The organism is Roseateles sp., assembly GCF_039595595.1.
Taxonomy (GTDB): domain Bacteria; phylum Pseudomonadota; class Gammaproteobacteria; order Burkholderiales; family Burkholderiaceae_C; genus Roseateles.
Genome location: NZ_JBCNLG010000006.1, coordinates 42,559 through 61,874 on the forward strand (window position 1 = coordinate 42,559; position 19,316 = coordinate 61,874).

The following is a 19,316-nucleotide window of genomic DNA, read 5'->3' on the forward strand; positions in this document are numbered from 1 at the left end:
CTCATCACAACCCAAACCACGACCGCACGCGCTGCCACCAGGGCACGCGCTGGCTGTCCGTGAGCGCTCCAGCGCCGTCGTAGTTGATCGTCGCGTCGGCGATGCGGCTGGAGAGCACGACGTTGCCGTCGGTGATGTCTTGCGGCCGCACTTGTCCGGTCACGCGGATCTGCTGGCGCTCTTGGTTGATGACGAGCGACTGCTCGCCGCTGATCCGCAGATCGCCGTTAGGCAGCACCTCGGTCACGGTCACCGAGATCTGCGTCACCAGCTTGCCCGCGCGCGAGGTGCGGCCACCGCCGTCGAAGTCACCCGTCGTGGCGACGCCAACGTCGCGGCGGAAGTTGCTTGATTCGCGGGACAGCTCGAAGCCGGCAGAGTTCTTTCGATGGCTGCCCGAATCGGCGCTGGCCACGGCGCTGGCGTTCTCGACGACCTGGATCGTGAGCACGTCTCCGACCCGGAAGGCCTTGTTGTCGGAGGTCAGCGCTCGATAACTGGCCTCGTCGTACAGACTTTGCGCGGCGGCGGGGGCGATCGTCGCCAGCACCAATAGCAGCGCGCTCAAGGCAGCGCGCGAAGCTTGGCCGGCGGCCCTTATGGGCGCGGCTCGTGTCGTGTCACTCTTCATTTCACCTCCACTTGTCCGCCGGCCGCAACGCGGGCCATCACGGTGTCGCGCCGACCCGGCAGGCGCACGCGCACCCACGAACCGGACTGTCCATCCTGTAGCGCCGTCGCCGCCAGTTGCAGCGTCACGCGGCCCGCAGAAGCGCTGGCCACGACGCGCTCGCCGCCACGCACCTCCGGCACTGGCGCCATGCGCGAGCGCAGCAGCGGCGTGCCGGCGACGATGCGGCCGCGCGCGCGCCAGCCCTCGGGCCACGGTGCAGTCGCGTCGATCGATTCGGTCGAGCCGGCCACGTCGACGGCGCGTCGCTCGAAGTCGTCTGGCGACAGCGGTTCCCCGGCCTGCAAGGTGCGCGTGGCGATCCAGGCCTCGGCAATGCGATGCATCCGGGCCTCCCAGGCCTCGCTCCGCACCAGCCGCCCGTCACGATAGGTCTCCAGGCGCAGCAGCGCGTGCGCCGGCACACCGCCCCCCTGCCCCGGCGGCAGCGAGGCGCGATAGCTGAATCCCGCTTCTCCGCGCGGTAGCGACGCGATGGCGGCGTCGTCGAGCTGTGGCCGCATGCGACCCTCTCTCGCATAGAGATCCAATGCCGCAGCGACGGCCTCGTGTGGCGATGCATGCCGCGCCACATCGGACCACGCCAAGCGCACACTCAGCGGGCCCCTCCAATGCCAGCGCATGGCGCCGCATTCACGCAAGCGCCCTTCCACCCACAGGCGGCCAAGCGCCACCGTACGCGCGTCGACGGCACGCGCCGCGTCGCCGCATGCGGCCCACTCGCCGTCGACCGGTGACACCAGCAGCTGATTGACGCTGACCGTCCGAGAGACGGGTGCCACCGCGACCTCTGATCGAAGGCGCAGGGTACGCACCGGGTCGGCGTTCGCAGCGCCGGACCAGCCGAATGCAGCCGCCAGGGTCGCACCGCCCACCACGGACGCCGTAACACGACTCGCGATCACAGCGGCCACCACGGCGCGCGCGGCAGCGGCAGCGGCAGCGGCAGCGGCAGCGGCAGCGGCAGCGGCAGCGGCAGCGGCAGCGGCAGCGGCAGCGGCAGCGGCAGCGGCAGCGGCAGCGGCAGCGGCAGCGGCAGCGGCAGCGGCAGCGCGTGGGAGTGTGCGTGAGACTGTCATCGTCAAGCCGTGGTCGTTCCGTCGCCAGTCACTTGCGCAGGTTGTTCACCATCGCCAGCATCTCGTCCGAGGCCTGCAACACCTTCGCGTTGGCCTCGTAGGCGCGCTGCGCCAGCATCAAGCCAACGACCTCATCGCCGAGCTTGACGTTCGACGCCTCCTGGAATCCCTGCCGAAACACGCCAAAGCCCTGCTCCGCTGCACGGCCTGTGATCGGCTCGCCGCTGCGTGCGGTGGCGCGGTAAAGGCGATCACCGAGAGCTTCCAGACCGTCCTCGTCATTGAAGCGCACCAGCGTCATCTGGCCGACGACCTGATCGCGTCCCTGGGCATCGCGCGCGGCGATGGTGCCATCGCTGGACACGATGAAGTCCTTCGCGCCGGCTGGCAGCGTCAGGGCAGCCTTGAGAGGGTAGCCCTCGCCAGTAGTGAGCTGGCCGTCGATGCCAATGCGAAAGTGGCCGCCGCGGCTGAAGGCGGTGCCGCCGTCGGGCAGCAGCACCTCGAGATAGCCGGCGCCGGCGATCATGAGATCGGCTGGATCGTCGCTGCGGCGGACGTCTCCGGCGTCCATGACCAGCGACACTCCGTTCACCGACACCCCCAGGCCACGGGAGGACGGGACCGCCACCGTGTCGGTGCCCGGCTGCGGTTCCGCACCGCGGCTCACCAGGTCGACGAAGCTCACCTTGGAGCGCTTGAATCCAGGCGTGGCCATGTTGGCCATGTTGTTGGAGATGGTCTCGACCTGGCGCTGCTGCGCCTGCATGCCGGTTGCGGCGATCTGCAAGGCTTCGATCATGGCGTGCGTTCCTTCAATCCGTTCCGGGTATTCACAAGTCGGCGAGCTTGCGCACGGCCAGACCCATCATGTCGTCATACATCTGCGTGGCGCGGGTCATCGACTCGAAGTGCCGCACCGCGCCCATCAGCTGCACCATCTCCTGCGCGGTGTCGACGTTGGAGCCCTCGGTGAATCCCTGCCGCACGCTTGCGGCTCCCTCGGCAGCGACCGAGAGCCGGCCGTCGCTGACGAAGAGTCCGCCACCGATCGCTCGCATGGAGGTGCCCGTGTCGGGAACCAGCACACGCAGTTGCCCGGCGACGCGATCCTCCTGTCTCACAGTACCGTCGGCGGTGACCTCCACGTCGCCCGGCGAGAGCGTCAGCGCACCGTTCGCGCCCATGACGGCATGGCCGGCTGCGTCGACCAGTTCGCCTCGATCGTCGATGCGGAAGCTGGCCGCGCGCGTGTAGGCTGGGCCCTGCGGGGTGCGAACTTCGTAGAAGCCGGGGCCCGAGAGTGCGAGGTCTAGCGCACGGCCGGTGCGCGTTAGCGGCCCAGGCTTGAGGTCGCGCCGCGCGTCAACAGTGACCGCGTCCACGGCGGGCACGGCGACACCCTCGGCTACCTGCTGACCGAAGCTCGCGTTGGCAGGCTCCAACTGCTCGACGACCTGCTCGCGCTTGTAGCCAGGCGTGAGCATGTTGGCGATGTTGGCGGCGACGCGCTCGAGCCGGTACGCGTCGCGCTGCATCGCCGATAGGGTGGTGAGCATCAGATCGTTCATGGGCATCTTCCTGGGAGCCTGAGGCCTGACCTTGATTCGGCCTGTCGCGGCGTACTCCTCTCGCGCTGACGAGAGGGAGTTGAGCTGAAAGTCATCAGGGCTACCGGCCTTCCGTTCATGGTCATGCGGCACCCTGTGGCGGCGCGCCGACCACTGCAAAGGACTTGAGCTCGATCGTGCCCGGCACCTCCGCCATGGATAGCACACGCAAGTGCGGCAGCACGCGTTCGGTCATCAACCGCAGTTGGCGGCGCAGATCGGGCGCGCAGAGCAGCACCGGCAGCGTGTTGCTCTTCATCATCCGTTCGGCGGCGGTGGCCAGCCGGCCCAGCAGGCGTTCCATCAGAGCCGGATCCAGCGATGGCGGCGCACCGTCCGCGCCGCGCAGCGTGGCCAGCAGCTGTCCTTCGACGAGCGGATCGAGCGTCAGCACCTGCAGCGCAGTGCCGTCGCCGACGAGCCCCTGGCAGATCGCCGCGCCCAGGCGCTGACGCACACGCTCGCAAAGCGCGCCGGTGTCTTTTCCAACGCGGGCGGCGTCGGACAGCGCCTCGAGGATGGCTTCGAGGTTACGGATGCTGACCTTCTCGCGCAGCAATGCCTGCAGCACGCGCTGGATGTCGCTGACAGATAGCAGCGTCGGCACGAGTTCCTCGACCAGCGTCGGCTGCGCTTGCCGCACGCGCTGTAGCAGACGCTCGGTCTCGGCACGCGTGAGCAGCGTCGAGGACTCGCGGCGCAGCACCTCGGTGACATGGGTCAGCACGACGGTCTCGGCATCCACCAGCGTGTAGCGCGCTGCTTGCGCGGCCTCTCGGTGCTGCGGCGCGATCCAGACAGCGGGCAGGCCATAGCTGGGATCGCGCGTTACTTCGCCAGGCACACCGCGGGTGTCACCGGCCGGATGGATGGCCAGCCAGCGATCGACATGCGCCTCGCCGCGGCCGGCCAGCACGCCGTCGACATGGATCTCGTAATGCTCAGGACCGCGGCGGCAGGTGTCGCGTACAGCGATGGTCGGCAAAATCAGGCCGAACTCCTGCGCATGCAGACGGCGGAAGGTCTCCAGGCGCTCCTGGAACGGCGCGCCGGCGGCCTTGCTCGCGAGCGACGACCAGCGGCTGCCCACGCGCAACTCGACCGGTTCGAAGGCCAATTGGGTATAGGCGTCGCCGTTGAACCCAGCGCTCACCGACTCCGCTGCCGCAGCGCCGGAGCGATCGACGTCACCGGCAGCCGGCGCAGTGCGATGCTTGGCTCGGCGCGAGAACCAGGCGGCCACGGCGAGGATCACAGCTAGCACCACCAGCGGCGTCGCCGGGATGCCGGGCAGCAACAGCATCAGGAAGAGCGTGATGGCCACCAGCAGCAGCGCCTTTGGATGCGATCCAATCTGGCGGAAGACCTCCACGCTCAGGTTGGTATCGGAGGCCGAGCGCGTGACGATGATGCCGGTGCCCACGGCGATGACCAACGCGGGGACCTGCGTGACAATGCCGTCGCCGATGGTCAACAGCGTATAGGTCTGCAGCGCCTGGGGCCAGGACATGCCCATCTGCATGACGCCGACGATCATGCCGCCGACGATGTTGATCAGCAGGATGATGATGCCGGCGACGGCGTCGCCCTTGACGAACTTGCTGGCGCCATCCATCGAGCCGTAGAACGCGGCTTCGCGTTCGAGGTTCTTGCGACGGCGCTGGGCTTCGGTCTGGTCGATGAAACCCATGTTCAGGTCAGCATCGATGCTCATCTGCTGACCCGGCATGCTGTCCAGCGTGAAGCGGGCCGCGACCTCGGACACGCGCTGAGCGCCGCTGGTCACGACGACGTACTGCACGACGATCAGGATGAAGAAGACGATCAGCCCGATGACGTAATTGCCCCCCACGACATACGAGCCGATGGCCGCGATGACGCGACCGGCGTCGGCGTCCGACAGGATCAGCCGGGTAGCGGCAACGTTGAGCGACAACCGGAACAACGTGGCGATCAGCAGCAGCGAGGGGAAGGTCGAGAACTCGACCGGACGCTGCATGTAAAAGGTCAGCAGAAGGATCAGGAACGCGAAGCCGAGGTTGCCCAGGATCAGTACGTCAAGCAGCGCCGACGGGATTGGCGCGAACAGCACGATCAGGATGCCCGAGACCAGCGCGACGAGCGCCAAGTCGCTGTGTTGGCCGAACCGACCGCCGGGGGTGGCGGCGCTCACGTGCGGGCTCCCTGAATCGTTGGCGACGGCGGTGAGGCAGCAGCGGCCGCGCGAGCCCGGCGGGCGTTGATGACCCAGATCATGATCTTGGCGACCGCGGCGTAATGTTCGGCGGGCACTGCCTGATCGGGGCGCATCCCGGCGTGCAGCGCGCGAGCAAGCGTGGGTGACGCGACGACAGGTATGCCGTGTCGCGCGGCGATGGCGCGCATCGCCCTGGCGACGACGCCCGCGCCCTTGGCCACCAGCACCGGTGCGGCCATCTGACCGTGCTCGTAGCGCAGCGCGACCGCGTAGTGCGTCGGGTTGGTGAGCACCACCGACGCGTCGCGCGTGCGCGAGATCGAGGCACTGCGCTGCAGCAGTTCGCGTTGCAGCTCGCGGATGCGGCGGCGGATGCGAGGATCGCCTTCGCGGTTCTTGTGCTCGTCCTTGAGCTCACGATGGCTCATGCGCATCTTCTTTGCGAACTCACGGCGCGTGTAGCCGAGGTCCAGCAGTGCAACGACGAACATCGTCAGCGCGAGCTTCCAGCCCACGGAGGCGAGGTCGGTGTGGAGCATCTTCAGGAAGCCCAGACCGGAAAGTCCGGCGATCTCATGGAACTGCGGGATCAGCGCTTGCAGTGCGAAGTAGACGACGATCGACATCACCGCAAGCTTCACGAGCGCACGGAAAGTTTCAAACAGCATGCGCATCGAGAAGACGCGCTTGAAACCAGAGACCGGGTTCAGGCGTTGCCAGTCCGGTTTGACGGGCGTGGTGCTCCAGACGGCCCCCACCTGTACAAGGTTGGCGAGCATCGCCGCGACCATGATCAGCAACAGCACCGGCAGCAGCAGCGCGGCGCCGTGGCGGGCAGCCTCGGCAACGGCAGGCCAGTAGACGGGGTCGGCCCGGCCCGCGCGCGTGGCCGTGGTCAACAGCAGTCGGTCGAAGCGGAACTGCTCCGTCATCGCCCGGAATCCACCAGCGTGGAAGTACAGCATCGCCGCGCCGAAGACAAGCGCGGACACCAGGTCGGAACTCTTCGCGACTTGACCCTTCTTGCGCGCGTCCTCGAGCTTGTGCTGGGTCGCGGGCTGGTTCCGATCGAGATCCTGCTCGGCCATCAGCGCAGCACCCCGGACCAAACGTCGAAGCCAAGCTGAAAGGCGCGGGCGACGAGGGCATCGGCACTTCCAATCCAGAGGGCGAGCGCAGAGGTGCCTGCGACAACCTTGAGCGGAATGCCAAGCGCGAACATGTTCATCTGCGGCAGGTTGCGCGCGACGACACCGAGAGCAAACTCGATCAGCATGAGCACGATCACCACCGGCGCGGCCAGCGCAAAGCCGAGAGAAAACATGCCGCCGAAGGCGGTGATCGCAGCGCTGACGGCGGCACCGGGGAGCCAAGCTTGTCCGACGGGGACGAGATCCAGGCCTCGGGAGAAGCCGATCAGGAAGCTGGCGAAGGCCGTGCCGGAAAAGAAGGCGACGAGAGCCAGTTGTCTGAAGATGCCTGTGAGGATCGGCATCTGCTGGCGGCTGACGGGGTCGAGGACTTGGCCGATGCCGAAGCCGACCTGGATGTCGAGCAGTCGGCCGGCCGTGGTGAAGACAGCGAAGCTGAGATTGAGGCCAAGCGAGAGAACGGCACCAAGGCCGAACTCGGAGATACCGGCACCGGCGAGGCGCCAGGGATCGGCAAGGAGCTGTGCGGCACCAGGAACAGGCGCGCGGGCGAGGCAGAAGGCGAGTACGAGGCAGAGAGCCACCCGGAGGGTGGTGGGGAGGGCCGCACCGATGGGGGAAACGACCAGGAGCAGTCCGCTCAGCCGGGCGAGCGTGAGCAGCACGGCGAGGCCGGCCTCACCGGTGGCTCCGGCGACGAGGGTGGAGAGCTCGATCACGGACCGCCTTCAGAACATCGAAGGGATGCCGGACCAGAGCTGGGTCATGTAGCCAGCGAGCCGCTTGAGGATCCAAGGGCCGAAGACGATGAGCGCGATGGCGGCGGTGACGAGTTTGGGCACGAAGGCCAGGGACATTTCCTGGATCTGAGTCACCACCTGGAAGACGCTGACGAGAAGCCCGACAAGCATCGTCAGGCCGAGCACCGGCAGGCAAATCAACAACCCTGTCCACAGAAGATCCGAAACCATCTGCAGCGCAACATCGGCGCTCATGAATCCACTCCCTACTACCACCGACAGCGATCGTCGGCCCCTCGTCACATGAAGGCGGTACGTAGCCGCCCGAAAGATGCGTCACGGATATTAAGCAGATTTTCAGTTCGGAAACATAACGGACGTGAGGGCTGGAACGTGTTCCCTCTACCGGAACCGCCGAATCTCCTCTGAAAAAGGGCTGGGCATCCGGTCAGGGGGGCATACAACAGTTGACATCGGCAGCCGGGAGTAGTTGGGAGCGGATCAACACATAGGTGCTCGCGTCTTGCAGGAGCAGGATGCGCGGATCTATCCGGGCTGGTACGTGCCGGCGCTGCAGTCCTTCGCGGCGATCACCGACGAGCCGCCGCCCGAGGTGGCGGCGACCGGGCATGACCGCTGCGTGATCCCGCTGAAGGAGGAGCACCTGGACGCCTGGCTGGACCCGAAGGGGGATCTGGCGGCGATGCAGCGCATCCTGGACGACCGCGAGCGGCCGTACTACGAGCATCGGCTGGCGGCGTGATGGCGAGCTCGCGGCGATTTCAAGCCCGGCGCCAGCGGCCTGAACCGCCGGCCACCAACGCGCCGAGGCCGCCTGCGGGGCCGATGAAGGCGCCGACGATGGGTTGGTCCTTGATCCACCAGAAGATCTGGACGATGCCTGCCGAGGACTGCGCCGAGAAGATCTCGAAGCGCATCTCCTGGCCCTCATAGGGGCTGAGAAAGCCCTCGCCCCACGGTCCGCCGCCGGCCGCGCTGGCGGTGCCCGCGCCGATTCCCCAGCACTCGCCGCTGAACTCCCACTTCTCGTCGTTGGCGAAGTTGATTCGAGCGATCACCTCGCCCCAGACGCCGGCGAAGGTCAGCCGGACGGTGCCGCCGTAGGCGTGGTCGCGCTGGTGGTGCTGCGCCTCGAGTGACTTGAGCCGTTGTTCGAGTTGAAGCCGTTGCCGCGCTCGCGCCACGTCGGGCGATTGGCCGAGCGCTGCCCGGCTGTTGAATTCGGCGAGCGCCCAGGCGGCGGCGGCCTCGCGTTCGATGAGTTCCTGTTCTGTCACGGTTGCTCCCTTGATGAATGGCGAGCCCGGCGCGGCGATGCAGCCGAGCCGGGCCGATGGATTCTCAAACGGGGGGTCTTGCGCGCTGAATCCCTAGACCGAGGCCTCGCCGCGGCGGGACGGGCGGCGGCGCGTGGGGGCAGGTCTTTCGCTCGCGGAGGTCTTCGAGCTGAGGCAATTCGAGAACTCGATAACGACATCGGGCGGCGGGTTCGCCGGGGCGGGGTTCAAGGGAGGCGGTGCTCGCGATACTCGGCGCTCGTCTTCAGGGAGAGAGCCGAATGGCCAGAAAGAAGAAGAGCGGCGCGCGGGAGGTCATCGACCTCTTCGCATTGATGCCGTGGTGGGCCTGCGTGGCCTTGGCGGCGGTGGCGTACGTGGCACTGCATGCGTGGGCGCCGCTGGCGGCGGACCCGGCGCAAGGCCTTCATCAGCTCGACAAGCTCTACCTCGGCATGGCGCTGCGGGCGTTCGCGATGGTGGGGCAGTACGCGGTGCCGGGGATGTTGCTGATGGCGGCGGCGGTGTCGGCAGCGAGGCGATATCAGCGCGGGAAGCTGCTGGAGGACGCGGCGCGAGCGCAGGACGCGGCGGCGGTGGACGGCATGACCTGGCACGAGTTCGAGGTGCTGATCGGCGAGGCGTTCCGGCGCAAGGGCTATGTGGTGGTGGAGACGGGCGGCGGCGGCCCGGACGGCGGCATCGACCTGGTGCTGCGCAAGCCGGTCACGAACGGCAACGAGACCTACGTGGTGCAGTGCAAGCACTGGAAGGCCTACAAGGTCGGCGTCGACGTGGTGCGGGAGCTCTACGGCGTGATGGCGGCCAGAGGCGCGGCGGGCGGGTTCGTGGTGACGTCGGGGAGGTTCACCAACGAGGCGATGGCGTTCGCGCAGGGGAGGAATGTCAGGCTGGTGGATGGGGGGAGGTTGAAGGAGCTGCTGGACGCCGCGAGGACGGGTGGGCCTGGGAAGACGGCCGTCGGACGCGATCAGCAAGCGGACGCGGAGATGACGATGGTCGTCTGCCCGCTTTGCTCAAGCCCCATGGTCAGGCGAGTCGCGAAACGCGGACCCAACGCCGGCGAGCGGTTTTATGGGTGCTCGACGTATCCGGTTTGTAGGGGGACGAGGGCGGGGTGATCCCGGTCGTGTCCAGACATCGAGGGGGGAGCGTGCTGCACGGACATCAGAGAAGCTGTACATTCATACAGTAAAATCCCCGGATTCCGCTCGCCGGCGCTGCACCGCCATGGTGTAATGTGGTGCAATTTTTGGCAGATAACAGGCGGTGATCCATGGCAGAGACAACGAAACAGCAGCCCCTCGCCAAGGAGGGAACGCGCGCCTCGGTGACCTTCCCAGCCGACCTGTACGCAGAGTTGGAGCGGCTCGCTGAGGAGAAAAAGGTCTCCGTTGCCTGGGTGGTCAGAGACGCCGTTGAGAAGTACGTATCGGCTCAGTACCCACTCTTTCATCGCCAGCAGTAAAGGCAATTTCATGCAGAACACGAAGAAGGCTCACCCTATGAAAACCCTCCAAGCATGGCAAGGTGAAGCCCTGTGACAACCAAAACACGTGCCATCCAACAGAAGATCGCTCGCCTACAGGCTGGTGGCAAGCCTCGTGTCCTTGATCTCTTTGCCGGTTGCGGCGGAATTTCGCTCGGTTTCTCTGCTGCAGGTTTCGACATCGCCGGCGCGGTCGAGTTCGATGCTGCTGCAGCGGCATCTCACGGTCGGAACTTCCATGGTGGCGAGGCTGCGCATTCGCAAGCCCGCGACATCACGAAGACCAGTCCAGATCAGCTCGCAAAGGACCTACAGGTCGGTCGCACTGCGGAAGCATTCGATGTACTGGTTGGAGGTCCGCCCTGCCAAGCCTTTGCTCGTGTGGGTCGCCCAAAGCTGCGCGAGGTCGATAACCACGCTGAAGCGTTTAAGCACGATCCCCGAGCCCAGCTCTACATCGACTATCTGCGCTACGTCGAGGCATTCGCACCGCTCGCAGTCGTGGTCGAGAACGTGCCTGACGTGCTTAACCACGGCGGACAAAACATCGCCGAAGAGATCGCCGATGTGCTGGAAAGCAAAGGCTATGTGTGCCGCTACACGTTGCTGAACGCCGCCTTCTACGGTGTACCGCAGATGCGCGAGCGCATGATCCTGATTGCATACCGTCGTGAGATCGCAGACACCGTCACGTTCCCAGATCCAACGCACTTCATCGACTTGCCACCAGGCTATGAAGGCACGCGTTCGGTAGCTCTCAAGTTCTTAGACAACGAGATTGCCGACGATGCTCACCGCTACGTCCACGCGCCTAAGGCGGTGCGATCACTTCCCCCTGCCGTTACTGCGGAAGATGCGCTTGGAGACCTTCCATCGATCGATGCTCGCAAACTACTGAGGAGCGGAGCCCTTCGACGAGGCGCTCGTCGCTTCGATGAACCTATGCCATATGGCAAAGAGCCGCATACGGCTTATGCGGAGCTGATGCGTACTTGGCCAGGGTTCGAGGCGCCTGAGGCGTTGGTCGATCACGTCATTCGCTACCTTCCGCGCGACTACCCGTTGTTTGCCCGCATGAACGCGGGCGATCAGTACCCGCAAGCTTACGGGCACGCGATGGAAATGTTTGAGCAGCACCTAGCGTCGCTTGCCAAACAGGGCATCAAGATCAAGCCGAACTCAACGCAGTACGAAGAGATCAAAGCATCGATCGTCCCTCCTTACGATGTTGGCAAGTTTCCCAACAAGTGGCGAAAGATGTGGCGAGATCAGCCTGCGCGTACGTTGATGGCGCACCTTGGCAAGGACAGCTACAGCCATATCCATTACGACAGCAAGCAGGCACGGACGATTTCGGTACGGGAAGCGGCACGTCTGCACTCTTTCCCTGATGGCTTCGCGTTCTGCGGCACGATGAACCCCGCTTTCCGCCAGATTGGCAATGCCGTCCCGCCTTTGCTCGCAAAGGCAGTCGCCATGCACGTAATGAAGACGCTCAAACAACCAAAATGGGAGAGGGAGGATGAACCTCGTCGAACGGCAGCAGCGGTTTCTTGAGGCCGCGCAGAAGCATTTCGGAACGTCGAAGGCCGTGCGCCCGCGCGAACTGTTTGGCGTCTCAAACAGCGCCAAGATCGTGGAAGGCGGCATCCAACTCGGAGTCGTGAATCTCGACAACGTCAAGGACGACGTTGAGGCACTGATCTTCGGATGTGTGATGCGTTTCCCACCGGAGGACGAGGTTTACTTCGCCGTACTGGTGCGTGGGGACAGGGCCAACCTCGTCAAACGACTCGCCGATATGAAGCGGCTTGGTAGCGGCATCAAGACAGCCGACACAGCCGATGAGTTCGAGTTAGCTGAGAGCCCGACTGATGATGGAGGCAGCGTCATCAAGTACAAGGCCGACAACAACAACGTCGCTATCTACATTGCGCGAGACGGAAAGCTCTGGCTTCGGAACAAGGGGTTTTGGTCGAGCCTCGATTTCGACCACAGCTCTGTTACGCCGGCGATCGAACCCGACCAAGTCGTCGTCGCGCTCTATCCACCGACTGCTTCGGCACGGCGCAGCTTGCTGGCGCGGGAATTCACTGGGTGGCTGGGCAGTTTGGTGGGTTCGCAGAAGGTTCATGAGCTACCGGTCTGGGCAGACACTGCAACGCTCAGCTCCGATATGCGCCGCATGCCAGCCAGCATTCCTGTCGCTGAGATCGAAGCAGCAGTGAAGGCACTTGGCGGGCACTATCCGCATGGCGAGGTGCGACGATTCCATGCGGCTCTGAACTTTCTGCCGCACAAGCACTTCGTCATCCTGTCTGGTCTATCTGGTACCGGGAAGACACAGTTGGCCCTGAAGTACGCGAGGGCTGTGCACGGCGTAGCCTCAAACACGGCTGACGACCCGCTGATCTTTGAGTGTCCAGTCCGTCCGGAGTGGACCGACCCGACAGGTCTCACGGGCTATTTCGACGTACTCACAAATCGCTACGTCGTACCAACGTTCCTCGAGGCCGTGCTCGTCGCCACAGCGCACCGCGAGTCGCCCGTTTTCGTCATCCTCGATGAAATGAATCTCGCGCGTGTCGAGTACTACCTGTCCGATGTGCTCGCTTGCATGGAAACCAGGGGCGGGCTGCAACTGCATTCGAACAGTGTTCCGCTCGAAGGCACAACAGGTGCGAGCATCCGCGCGGAACTGCCGCTGCCTACGAACCTCTTCATCATTGGCACCATCAACGTCGACGAGACGACGAATCCCGTCAGTGACAAGGTTCTCGATCGCGCGTCCCTGATCGAGATGTCTACCGTGGATGTTCCAGGCTTCCTCGATTCGCTTGTGGGCCGTGAGCCGGAGCTGAAAGAGGCGCGTGCCACATCCGAGACGAAGCTGATCGAGATACACGGCTTGATGCAACAGTACGGACTTGGCTTTGGCTATCGGTTGATCGAAGAGTTCGTGCGTTATCACTCTTTCGATGCAACACACCTCAAGAGCACCACGGCCGAGGTCACAGATCAGTTGCTTGTGCAGAAAGTGCTCGTGAAGCTGCGTGGCGCGGAGCGACAGCGCACTCTGTTGACGCGACTCGACAAGGCGTGCGAGGGCCTGCCCCGCGCTCAGGCATTTGTGAGGAAGCTCCTGGCTGATCTCGACGACTTCGGCTCATTCCAAGCAATGCGGTAAATCGTGGCGGCGCTCTACATCCTGGCAGAAGGCGGTGGCCCCGAATGGCAGGTCTGGCCTGTCTCGGATGCGGTGCCCGCAGGCGCTATCAGGGAAGGTGTGTCCTACCTGTTCGAACTGCGCGACAGTACCGATGCGCTTTCCGCCGATCTCCTGATCGACGACGCGCCCGTGGAAGCGCTGCGTTCAAGACATCCACATGTGGCGCGCTGGCGGTGGAACCCCGGCTTCCATGCCGGATTGGTCGAAGTGGAGCTCCGCTCGCCAAGCATTGGGACGCGCCACTTCGAAGTTACAACCGATCCAGACCTGCGCAAACTTACGCGAGACGACTTTGACGCGATGGTGCGTGAAGTGCTCGAAGACACGTTTGCGCTCTTCTCGCTAAGCGCCTTTCGCAAAGGTATTGCGCGTCAACCAGGAAACCGTCCTCCGCCGTTGGCGCGCCTCGAATTTCTCCGCTCGCGCGCCGAAGCCATCATCGGCACTGTGGAGGCTATAGCTCGTGCACCCCGCCACTATCTGGGCGCTGAGGATGTGAAGCTGCCTGCACACCGCGCCACGCGCGCAACCGGCCCAGAGATCATTCGGTCATTTCGGTCTGGAGTGATCCGTACCGAGACGGTGAGCCCATCGCGTCTTCCACCTGTTTTAATGGGACGCCTTCCGGCGCACATCACGTTGCGGCAACGTAGGAATAGCTTGGACATCCCCGAGCACCAACAGATCAAGGCTTGCCTGAAATCGTGGGCGGCGTGGTTGTCTGGCGCTGCAGAACTGCTGAATGGCGCGAAGTTAGCCGACGATATTGAGACGGCTTCCACCGCTAGCAGTTGGGCAGCAAAGGCTCGTCGTATCGCGCGGCAACTTAGTCATGTGGCCTCAACCGGATTCATGAGCGAGGTTAGCGAAGGGTCAGCACAGCTGCGCATGTCCTCGCTTTTCCGTAACGCTCCGGTCTATCAACGGTTCTACAGACTCTGGCAAGACATGAATCTGGGGCTCGCTGCATTGTTCGGCGACTTTCTGCAGATGCCGCTGGCCCGAACATATGAACTCTACGAGCTGTGGTGCTTCCTCCGACTCTTGCGCGCCGCGGTCGAGGAGTACGGTGCCACGGACGTCGATCTGAGTAACCTGTTTCTCAGCGAGACTAGCGGCAGCGTGACGATCGCGGCAGGCGCCATCACGGTTCCTATCGGCGGAGACCGCATACTGTGCTTCCAGCGGCAGTATCGTGAATATTGGGTCGGGGATGACCGCGAGGGAAGCTTCAGCAGAACGATGGTTCCTGATGTCGTCCTTGCAGGCATGGGGCTAGGTGGAGTTGAGCGTCGAGTGATCGTGCTCGATGCGAAGTACCGCATCAACGATGGGCTGAATGACGCGCTCAGTTCGATCCATACATACCGCGACGCCCTTGTGCAAGAGGCAGCGAGTGGCCGGACAGAGGGGCTCGTGACGGCTGCGTATCTACTGACCCCGCATGTGCCCACGGGGCTACAGACTGATTTCAAGGCCACACCAGTGCCCGGACGGCTCTTCCATCCGGAGTATCGCAAGCGGTTCCGTTTCGGAGCGATATCGTTGCGACCGGGCATGACCGGAGAAGATTTGCGTCTTTGCCTCCGGACCATCATTGCAGACGCCGGAGCAGGTGCATAAATGGCCGACGTATTAACGCCCGAACAGCGTCGGCTCAATATGAGCCGAATCCAGGGTAAAGATTCGAAGCTCGAGATGCTCATTCGGCGCGGGCTGCACGAACAAGGACTTAGATACAGGCTACATGCTCGGTCTCTTCCCGGCACACCTGATCTGGTTTTTTCAAGCCAACGCGTAGCTCTATTCGTTCATGGCTGCTTTTGGCACAAGCACGAGTGTAAATTCTCGAGGATACCGACAACGCGCAGAGAGTTTTGGGCAAGCAAACTACAGAAGAACGTTGAACGCGATACTCTCGTCACATCCCAACTTATGAATAATGGGTGGCGCGTCATAGTGATCTGGGAATGTGCATTTCGATCGCAAAGCAGGGAAGCCATTGAAACAGCGCTCGCCACAATCTCTTCCGAAATACGAACTGGCACCACCCCCTTTCGGGAGTTTCCTAGCCGCACCTGAATTGGAACATCGACCAAGGATTCGAAGCGCCCACCAGCGAATTTACGGATAAATCATGGCGAAAGAAGAGATCCAACGGAGGGATATTCCATGAGCAACAGCGACCAACAGTACAGACTTCCGGTAAAAGCTGCAAGCCATGTACTGGCCCTTCTAGGAGACCAACTGATTGGCGACGAAAAGCTCGCCATATTCGAGCTTGTAAAAAATAGCTACGACGCGGACGCAAATAGTGTTCTGGTTTCGCTAAACCTCACGCGCCCCGGCGAAGGAAGCATCGTCATTCATGACGACGGGCACGGCATGGGTAGGAATGGCATAGAGCAAGGATGGCTCTTCATTGGTCATAGCGCTAAGCGTGGTGCGCGCGCGGCCCGGTCTCCGAAATATGGTCGACTTCCACTTGGAGAAAAGGGGGTCGGCCGCCTCGCTGCGTTCAAACTGGGTCGTCGCCTTCAATTGATTACGCGGGCGGCTGGCGAACTAGAGTATGAAGTAGAACTGGATCTGGACGAGTTGATCAACCAAGGGCCGTTAGTCCAGGACCTCTCGGCCACCATCAGCGCACGGCAGCACGGAAAGATCTTTAATGAAGGCAGTACTGGCACTCGTATTGAGATCGGGGCGCTGAATAGAGAACACTGGTCACGAGGCGATGTTCGCCGAATGCAGCGTCTTATTACCAGTCTCGCCAGTCCATTTGCCACACCAGACAATTTTCACGTCGAGCTCCAAATACCCGGGCGCGAGCAGGAACTTTCAGACACGCTGTCACTGAGCCAGTTCCTCGAGAATGCCCCATGGCGCTTTCAATTTGAGCTAACTGAGAATGGTCGCTACAGTTGGGTCTATGAGTTTCGTCCTCCCAATTGGAAAGACCTCAAGATCCGCTACCTAACTTCCGACGGTGCTTCGCTTCTCTTGGTGCCCGAAGACAGCAGCGAGTATCGAAGCCCAGGTGAGCGAGACAGAGTGACGCTGGAATCATCGGATCTGGCCGGCATTGGGCCAATTCGAGGAGTTATCTATGGTTATTTCCGCCGCTCAGAGATCCTCAGAGCCTCGGGAGCGCAGCAGCAATTAACAATGTGGCTGGATGATCAGACCGGCGCCCGAATCTATCGAGATGGCGTTCGCGTATTTACATACGGCGAACGAAACGATGATTGGTTGGGGCTAAACGTCCGTCGAATAAATCGCCCCGCCGGAAAATTCGGGACGAACTCCATTGTCGCTGGCATAGAAATCGGCAGTGAGAAAAGTCGCGGATTGACCGAGAAGACGAATCGTGAGGGCTTCAACGAAAATCAGATTTTTCGAAATTTCCGCAGGGCGACATTGAGTGTGTTCGATCACTTTGAAAGACTCCACTCCGAGGACCGAGTAAAGCTGGTATCCGCTTTAAAGGGCTCCGATCCAGAAGCGCCTCCAATACGCCTGACTACAGCACTCGAAAATGTCAAGCGGGCAGTTGCAAAGGACACATTCCTGTCCGAATCACTCGGCTCTGATATCAAGGTCATCGAAAACGAATTCGAGAAGATGCGGGACGTCATGGTCGCAGCGGGCTCGTCCGGTCTAAACCTTGCCCTCGTAGTTCATGAGGTAGAGCGCGCCGTGGAAGGCGTAGCGAAAGCAATTGACTCGAAAGCACTGGAGACGGCGGCGACACAGCTCAATCATCTCAAGGCACTATTAAAGGAAATTGGGCCACTTCTTCGAAAGGAGCCCGCCCGTCAGCTCATGATCAGTAAGGCGATAAGAGCCGCCCTCGGATTCTACGAAGCGCGCTTTTCCGGCCACAACGTTGCATGGAGCGCTCCTGTCTTATCCGGCGATGATCCCGATTTCAAAGTAAAAGCGCCGAGTAATCTGCTTGTCAGTGCCTTGGCGAATGCCATCAACAATGCCTTATTCTGGTGCCGAGCGAGACGAGATAACGATCCGGACCACCCCGCAGCGGTCGCTTTGAGAACGGCCTGGAACGCAGCAACGGAAAGTGGGCTCGTAGCCGTACTGGATACAGGGCCGGGCTTTTCTATTTCTCAAGATCAAGCTACGCAAGCGTTTATATCAACGCGCCCCGGTGGCATGGGGCTTGGCCTTTACTTCGCGGAGCAGACGATGGAGATTTGCGGCGGAGCTATTGAGATAACTAGCGCCTCGGAAATCGCTGACGAGCTGGATCTTAATGAAGTTTACGATGGAGCGGCCGTAGTATTTCGGTTCGGGAGGACTAAATGATATTCTCGCCCGTGAGAGCGATTGCAATAGATAACAACGCGCTCGAATTAGTCTCAATCGTCAACGGTTTAGCTGCCCAAGGCATCGCTTGCAGCGCCCATCTCTACGACCTCGGAGATTTAATACCGCCGCCGCCCCGGGAGGGATATGAACATCTTCGACTTGCATTCGTCGACATCAATCTACAAGATGCGGCGGATCTCGAGGCAAAGAATCTCGCCTCAATTATCACCAGCGCACTAGCTCGCGCGATTTCCAAAAATTCCGGACCGTATTGTCTGATATTCTGGACGAGCTACTCACAAAGAGTCGATGAGCTAAAGCCAGAGGTAGAAAGGCAATTGACGCAAAAGGGGATTCCTTTACCATCACTCGTTACCCATATGGCCAAGGGCGATCTGATTCCCTTGACAAATGGAAGAGAAGCCGAAGCTGTAAATACAGGGCTTCATACCCATATTGAAAAGCAAGCCGCTCTCACTCATCTACTTGGTGAGTCGATAAAAAACATCGTTGATCAATCGGGAGCAGTAGGCGCTGCTAGCGCATGGGAAACGCTCTTGAGCGAAGCTGCCTCTGCAACTTTTCGCGAGCTTTTCAATGAAGTGCGTCACAAGCCATCGAGCGAGCAAGCGACCGCCTTTGCACAACTTTTGGCCACCGTCGCCATTGAAGCAACAGGCCAAAAAAATGCAAGAGATAATCCTTTAAGTGCCCTGACCGAGGGTTTGCTAGACCTCGTGCTGGATCACCTAAAGGAAGGACCAGCGAGTAGCGCCGCAGAAGAAGCCGTGAGGAGCACTCTTCTGGGCTATATCAGGGCGGGAAGCGCAGACCTACCAAGCGCAACAATTTCCAAACTGAATCGAGTATTTCAGATTGAGTTACTACCTGAACAGGCTCCGCAGCACATATCGCGCGGACTGATTATTACTCCAACCCAGGAATTGCTTCAACAGATCGGGCTGGAAGAAGGGTGGGAGCGGTTCATCTGGAAAGAGGTTCTGCACGATCCATTGCGCTTGAAGAGAGAAGATCCCAAACGTGCAGATCTGCTACTGAAAAAAGATGCTGCTACTCAACGCATTCGCCCCATGCTCGTAGAAGTGGGGGCGGATTGCGATCACGCACAAAGAAAGCCTCGAAGTCATCGGTTTCTTCTAGCGGCAGAGGTACCTAGCGATCTTGTTGATACCTTTCTTGCGTCCAGCGACTCGGGCAGACGTTCACCGTATGTGTCCGATGCAATAGAGGTTCTTGGCCCTTGGCCGATTGGAAGGGATGAGTCAGTACTCGCCGTGTGCTGTAAACGCTTTTGGTCTTATCAATTGGAGAACATTCCTACCGGAAGCAAAAGCATCATGCGCTTAAGAGGGAGTTTGGTTGACCATTTATTGCATCGCTATTCAACCCTGGCGACACGACCTGGGTTTATCAATCTTCGTTCCATTCAACGATGAATGAACTGTATTTTGTCAATTTTGG

Annotated in this window: 17 protein-coding genes and 1 pseudogene; 9 read left to right on the forward strand and 9 right to left on the reverse strand. The window is 61.8% G+C overall.

The genetic code is table 11. From position 1 onward, the window contains the following. Positions 1–4: 4 nt before the first annotated feature. The 8 genes from ABDW61_RS09695 to ABDW61_RS09730 all read right to left on the reverse strand — a co-directional run bounded on the left by ABDW61_RS09695 (position 5) and on the right by ABDW61_RS09730 (position 7,723). Positions 5–568, reverse strand: coding sequence for a flagellar basal body L-ring protein FlgH (locus ABDW61_RS09695; protein ID WP_343638254.1), 564 nt, complete (start codon positions 566–568; stop codon positions 5–7). A gap of 59 nt (positions 569–627) precedes the next feature. Further along, entirely contained in the window at positions 628–1,194 is a 567-nt protein-coding gene (gene flgA, locus ABDW61_RS09700; protein WP_343638255.1) for a flagellar basal body P-ring formation chaperone FlgA, read from the reverse strand. A gap of 604 nt (positions 1,195–1,798) precedes the next feature. Beyond that, entirely contained in the window at positions 1,799–2,572 is a 774-nt protein-coding gene (locus tag ABDW61_RS09705; RefSeq protein ID WP_343638256.1) for a flagellar hook-basal body complex protein, read from the reverse strand. 31 nt (positions 2,573–2,603) lie between these two features. After that, complete coding sequence (locus tag ABDW61_RS09710) at positions 2,604–3,341, reverse strand: flagellar hook-basal body protein (RefSeq protein ID WP_343638257.1); 738 nt, start codon at positions 3,339–3,341, stop codon at positions 2,604–2,606. A 121-nt stretch (positions 3,342–3,462) separates the two neighbouring features. Beyond that, entirely contained in the window at positions 3,463–5,553 is a 2,091-nt protein-coding gene (locus tag ABDW61_RS09715; protein ID WP_343638258.1) for a flagellar biosynthesis protein FlhA, read from the reverse strand. Then, the gene (locus ABDW61_RS09720) at positions 5,550–6,665 is read right to left on the reverse strand and encodes an EscU/YscU/HrcU family type III secretion system export apparatus switch protein (RefSeq protein ID WP_343638259.1); all 1,116 of its coding nucleotides are present in this window, start codon (positions 6,663–6,665) and stop codon (positions 5,550–5,552) included. The genes ABDW61_RS09715 and ABDW61_RS09720 overlap by 4 nt, the downstream gene beginning before the upstream one ends. Beyond that, on the reverse strand, positions 6,665–7,447 hold the full coding sequence (locus ABDW61_RS09725; protein ID WP_343638260.1) for a flagellar biosynthetic protein FliR: 783 nt from the start codon (positions 7,445–7,447) through the stop codon (positions 6,665–6,667). Before ABDW61_RS09725 ends, ABDW61_RS09720 begins: the two co-directional genes overlap by 1 nt. A gap of 9 nt (positions 7,448–7,456) precedes the next feature. Further along, entirely contained in the window at positions 7,457–7,723 is a 267-nt protein-coding gene (locus tag ABDW61_RS09730) for a flagellar biosynthetic protein FliQ (RefSeq protein WP_343638261.1), read from the reverse strand. A gap of 316 nt (positions 7,724–8,039) precedes the next feature. Here ABDW61_RS09730 and ABDW61_RS09735 point away from each other — a divergent pair. Continuing rightward, positions 8,040–8,231 (forward strand): annotated as a pseudogene (locus tag ABDW61_RS09735) (hypothetical protein); the annotation flags it as partial. Positions 8,232–8,250: 19 nt separating this feature from the next. On the opposite strand, the gene ABDW61_RS09740 reads toward ABDW61_RS09735, so the two are convergent. Next, entirely contained in the window at positions 8,251–8,766 is a 516-nt protein-coding gene (locus ABDW61_RS09740) for a hypothetical protein (RefSeq protein WP_343638262.1), read from the reverse strand. Between the two features lie 281 nt (positions 8,767–9,047). On the opposite strand from ABDW61_RS09740, the gene ABDW61_RS09745 reads away from it, so the two are divergent. The 8 genes from ABDW61_RS09745 (at position 9,048) to ABDW61_RS09780 (ending at position 19,291) form a co-directional block, all read left to right on the forward strand. Continuing rightward, positions 9,048–9,908, forward strand: coding sequence for a restriction endonuclease (locus ABDW61_RS09745; protein WP_343638263.1), 861 nt, complete (start codon positions 9,048–9,050; stop codon positions 9,906–9,908). A 155-nt stretch (positions 9,909–10,063) separates the two neighbouring features. Continuing rightward, positions 10,064–10,255, forward strand: coding sequence for a CopG family transcriptional regulator (locus ABDW61_RS09750; RefSeq protein ID WP_343638264.1), 192 nt, complete (start codon positions 10,064–10,066; stop codon positions 10,253–10,255). A gap of 72 nt (positions 10,256–10,327) precedes the next feature. Beyond that, on the forward strand, positions 10,328–11,833 hold the full coding sequence (locus ABDW61_RS09755) for a DNA cytosine methyltransferase (protein ID WP_343638265.1): 1,506 nt from the start codon (positions 10,328–10,330) through the stop codon (positions 11,831–11,833). Continuing rightward, on the forward strand, positions 11,799–13,463 hold the full coding sequence (locus ABDW61_RS09760; protein WP_343638266.1) for a hypothetical protein: 1,665 nt from the start codon (positions 11,799–11,801) through the stop codon (positions 13,461–13,463). Before ABDW61_RS09755 ends, ABDW61_RS09760 begins: the two co-directional genes overlap by 35 nt. 3 nt (positions 13,464–13,466) lie before the next feature. Continuing rightward, positions 13,467–15,128, forward strand: a complete 1,662-nt coding sequence (locus ABDW61_RS09765) for a DUF2357 domain-containing protein (protein ID WP_343638267.1) — start codon at positions 13,467–13,469, stop codon at positions 15,126–15,128. Next, a complete protein-coding gene (locus ABDW61_RS09770) occupies positions 15,129–15,587 on the forward strand; it encodes a very short patch repair endonuclease (protein ID WP_343638268.1) in 459 nt (152 codons plus the stop codon). It begins immediately after the preceding gene. A gap of 90 nt (positions 15,588–15,677) precedes the next feature. Beyond that, positions 15,678–17,831, forward strand: a complete 2,154-nt coding sequence (locus tag ABDW61_RS09775) for an ATP-binding protein (protein ID WP_343638269.1) — start codon at positions 15,678–15,680, stop codon at positions 17,829–17,831. Then, positions 17,828–19,291, forward strand: a complete 1,464-nt coding sequence (locus ABDW61_RS09780; protein WP_343638270.1) for a hypothetical protein — start codon at positions 17,828–17,830, stop codon at positions 19,289–19,291. The genes ABDW61_RS09775 and ABDW61_RS09780 overlap by 4 nt, the downstream gene beginning before the upstream one ends. Positions 19,292–19,316 lie beyond the last annotated feature (25 nt).

Excerpts from the sequence above, each read along its gene's own strand:
- flgA (WP_343638255.1), bottom strand. The coding sequence starts at position 1,194 with ATGCGGCCACAGCTCGACGACGCCGCCATCGCGTCGCTACCGCGCGGA.
- ABDW61_RS09705 (WP_343638256.1), bottom strand. The coding sequence starts at position 2,572 with ATGATCGAAGCCTTGCAGATCGCCGCAACCGGCATGCAGGCGCAGCAG.
- ABDW61_RS09710 (WP_343638257.1), bottom strand. The coding sequence starts at position 3,341 with ATGAACGATCTGATGCTCACCACCCTATCGGCGATGCAGCGCGACGCG.
- ABDW61_RS09720 (WP_343638259.1), bottom strand. The coding sequence starts at position 6,665 with ATGGCCGAGCAGGATCTCGATCGGAACCAGCCCGCGACCCAGCACAAG.
- ABDW61_RS09730 (WP_343638261.1), bottom strand. The coding sequence starts at position 7,723 with ATGAGCGCCGATGTTGCGCTGCAGATGGTTTCGGATCTTCTGTGGACA.
- ABDW61_RS09745 (WP_343638263.1), top strand. The coding sequence starts at position 9,048 with ATGGCCAGAAAGAAGAAGAGCGGCGCGCGGGAGGTCATCGACCTCTTC.
- ABDW61_RS09750 (WP_343638264.1), top strand. The coding sequence starts at position 10,064 with ATGGCAGAGACAACGAAACAGCAGCCCCTCGCCAAGGAGGGAACGCGC.
- ABDW61_RS09760 (WP_343638266.1), top strand. The coding sequence starts at position 11,799 with ATGAACCTCGTCGAACGGCAGCAGCGGTTTCTTGAGGCCGCGCAGAAG.
- ABDW61_RS09770 (WP_343638268.1), top strand. The coding sequence starts at position 15,129 with ATGGCCGACGTATTAACGCCCGAACAGCGTCGGCTCAATATGAGCCGA.
- ABDW61_RS09775 (WP_343638269.1), top strand. The coding sequence starts at position 15,678 with ATGAGCAACAGCGACCAACAGTACAGACTTCCGGTAAAAGCTGCAAGC.
- ABDW61_RS09780 (WP_343638270.1), top strand. The coding sequence starts at position 17,828 with ATGATATTCTCGCCCGTGAGAGCGATTGCAATAGATAACAACGCGCTC.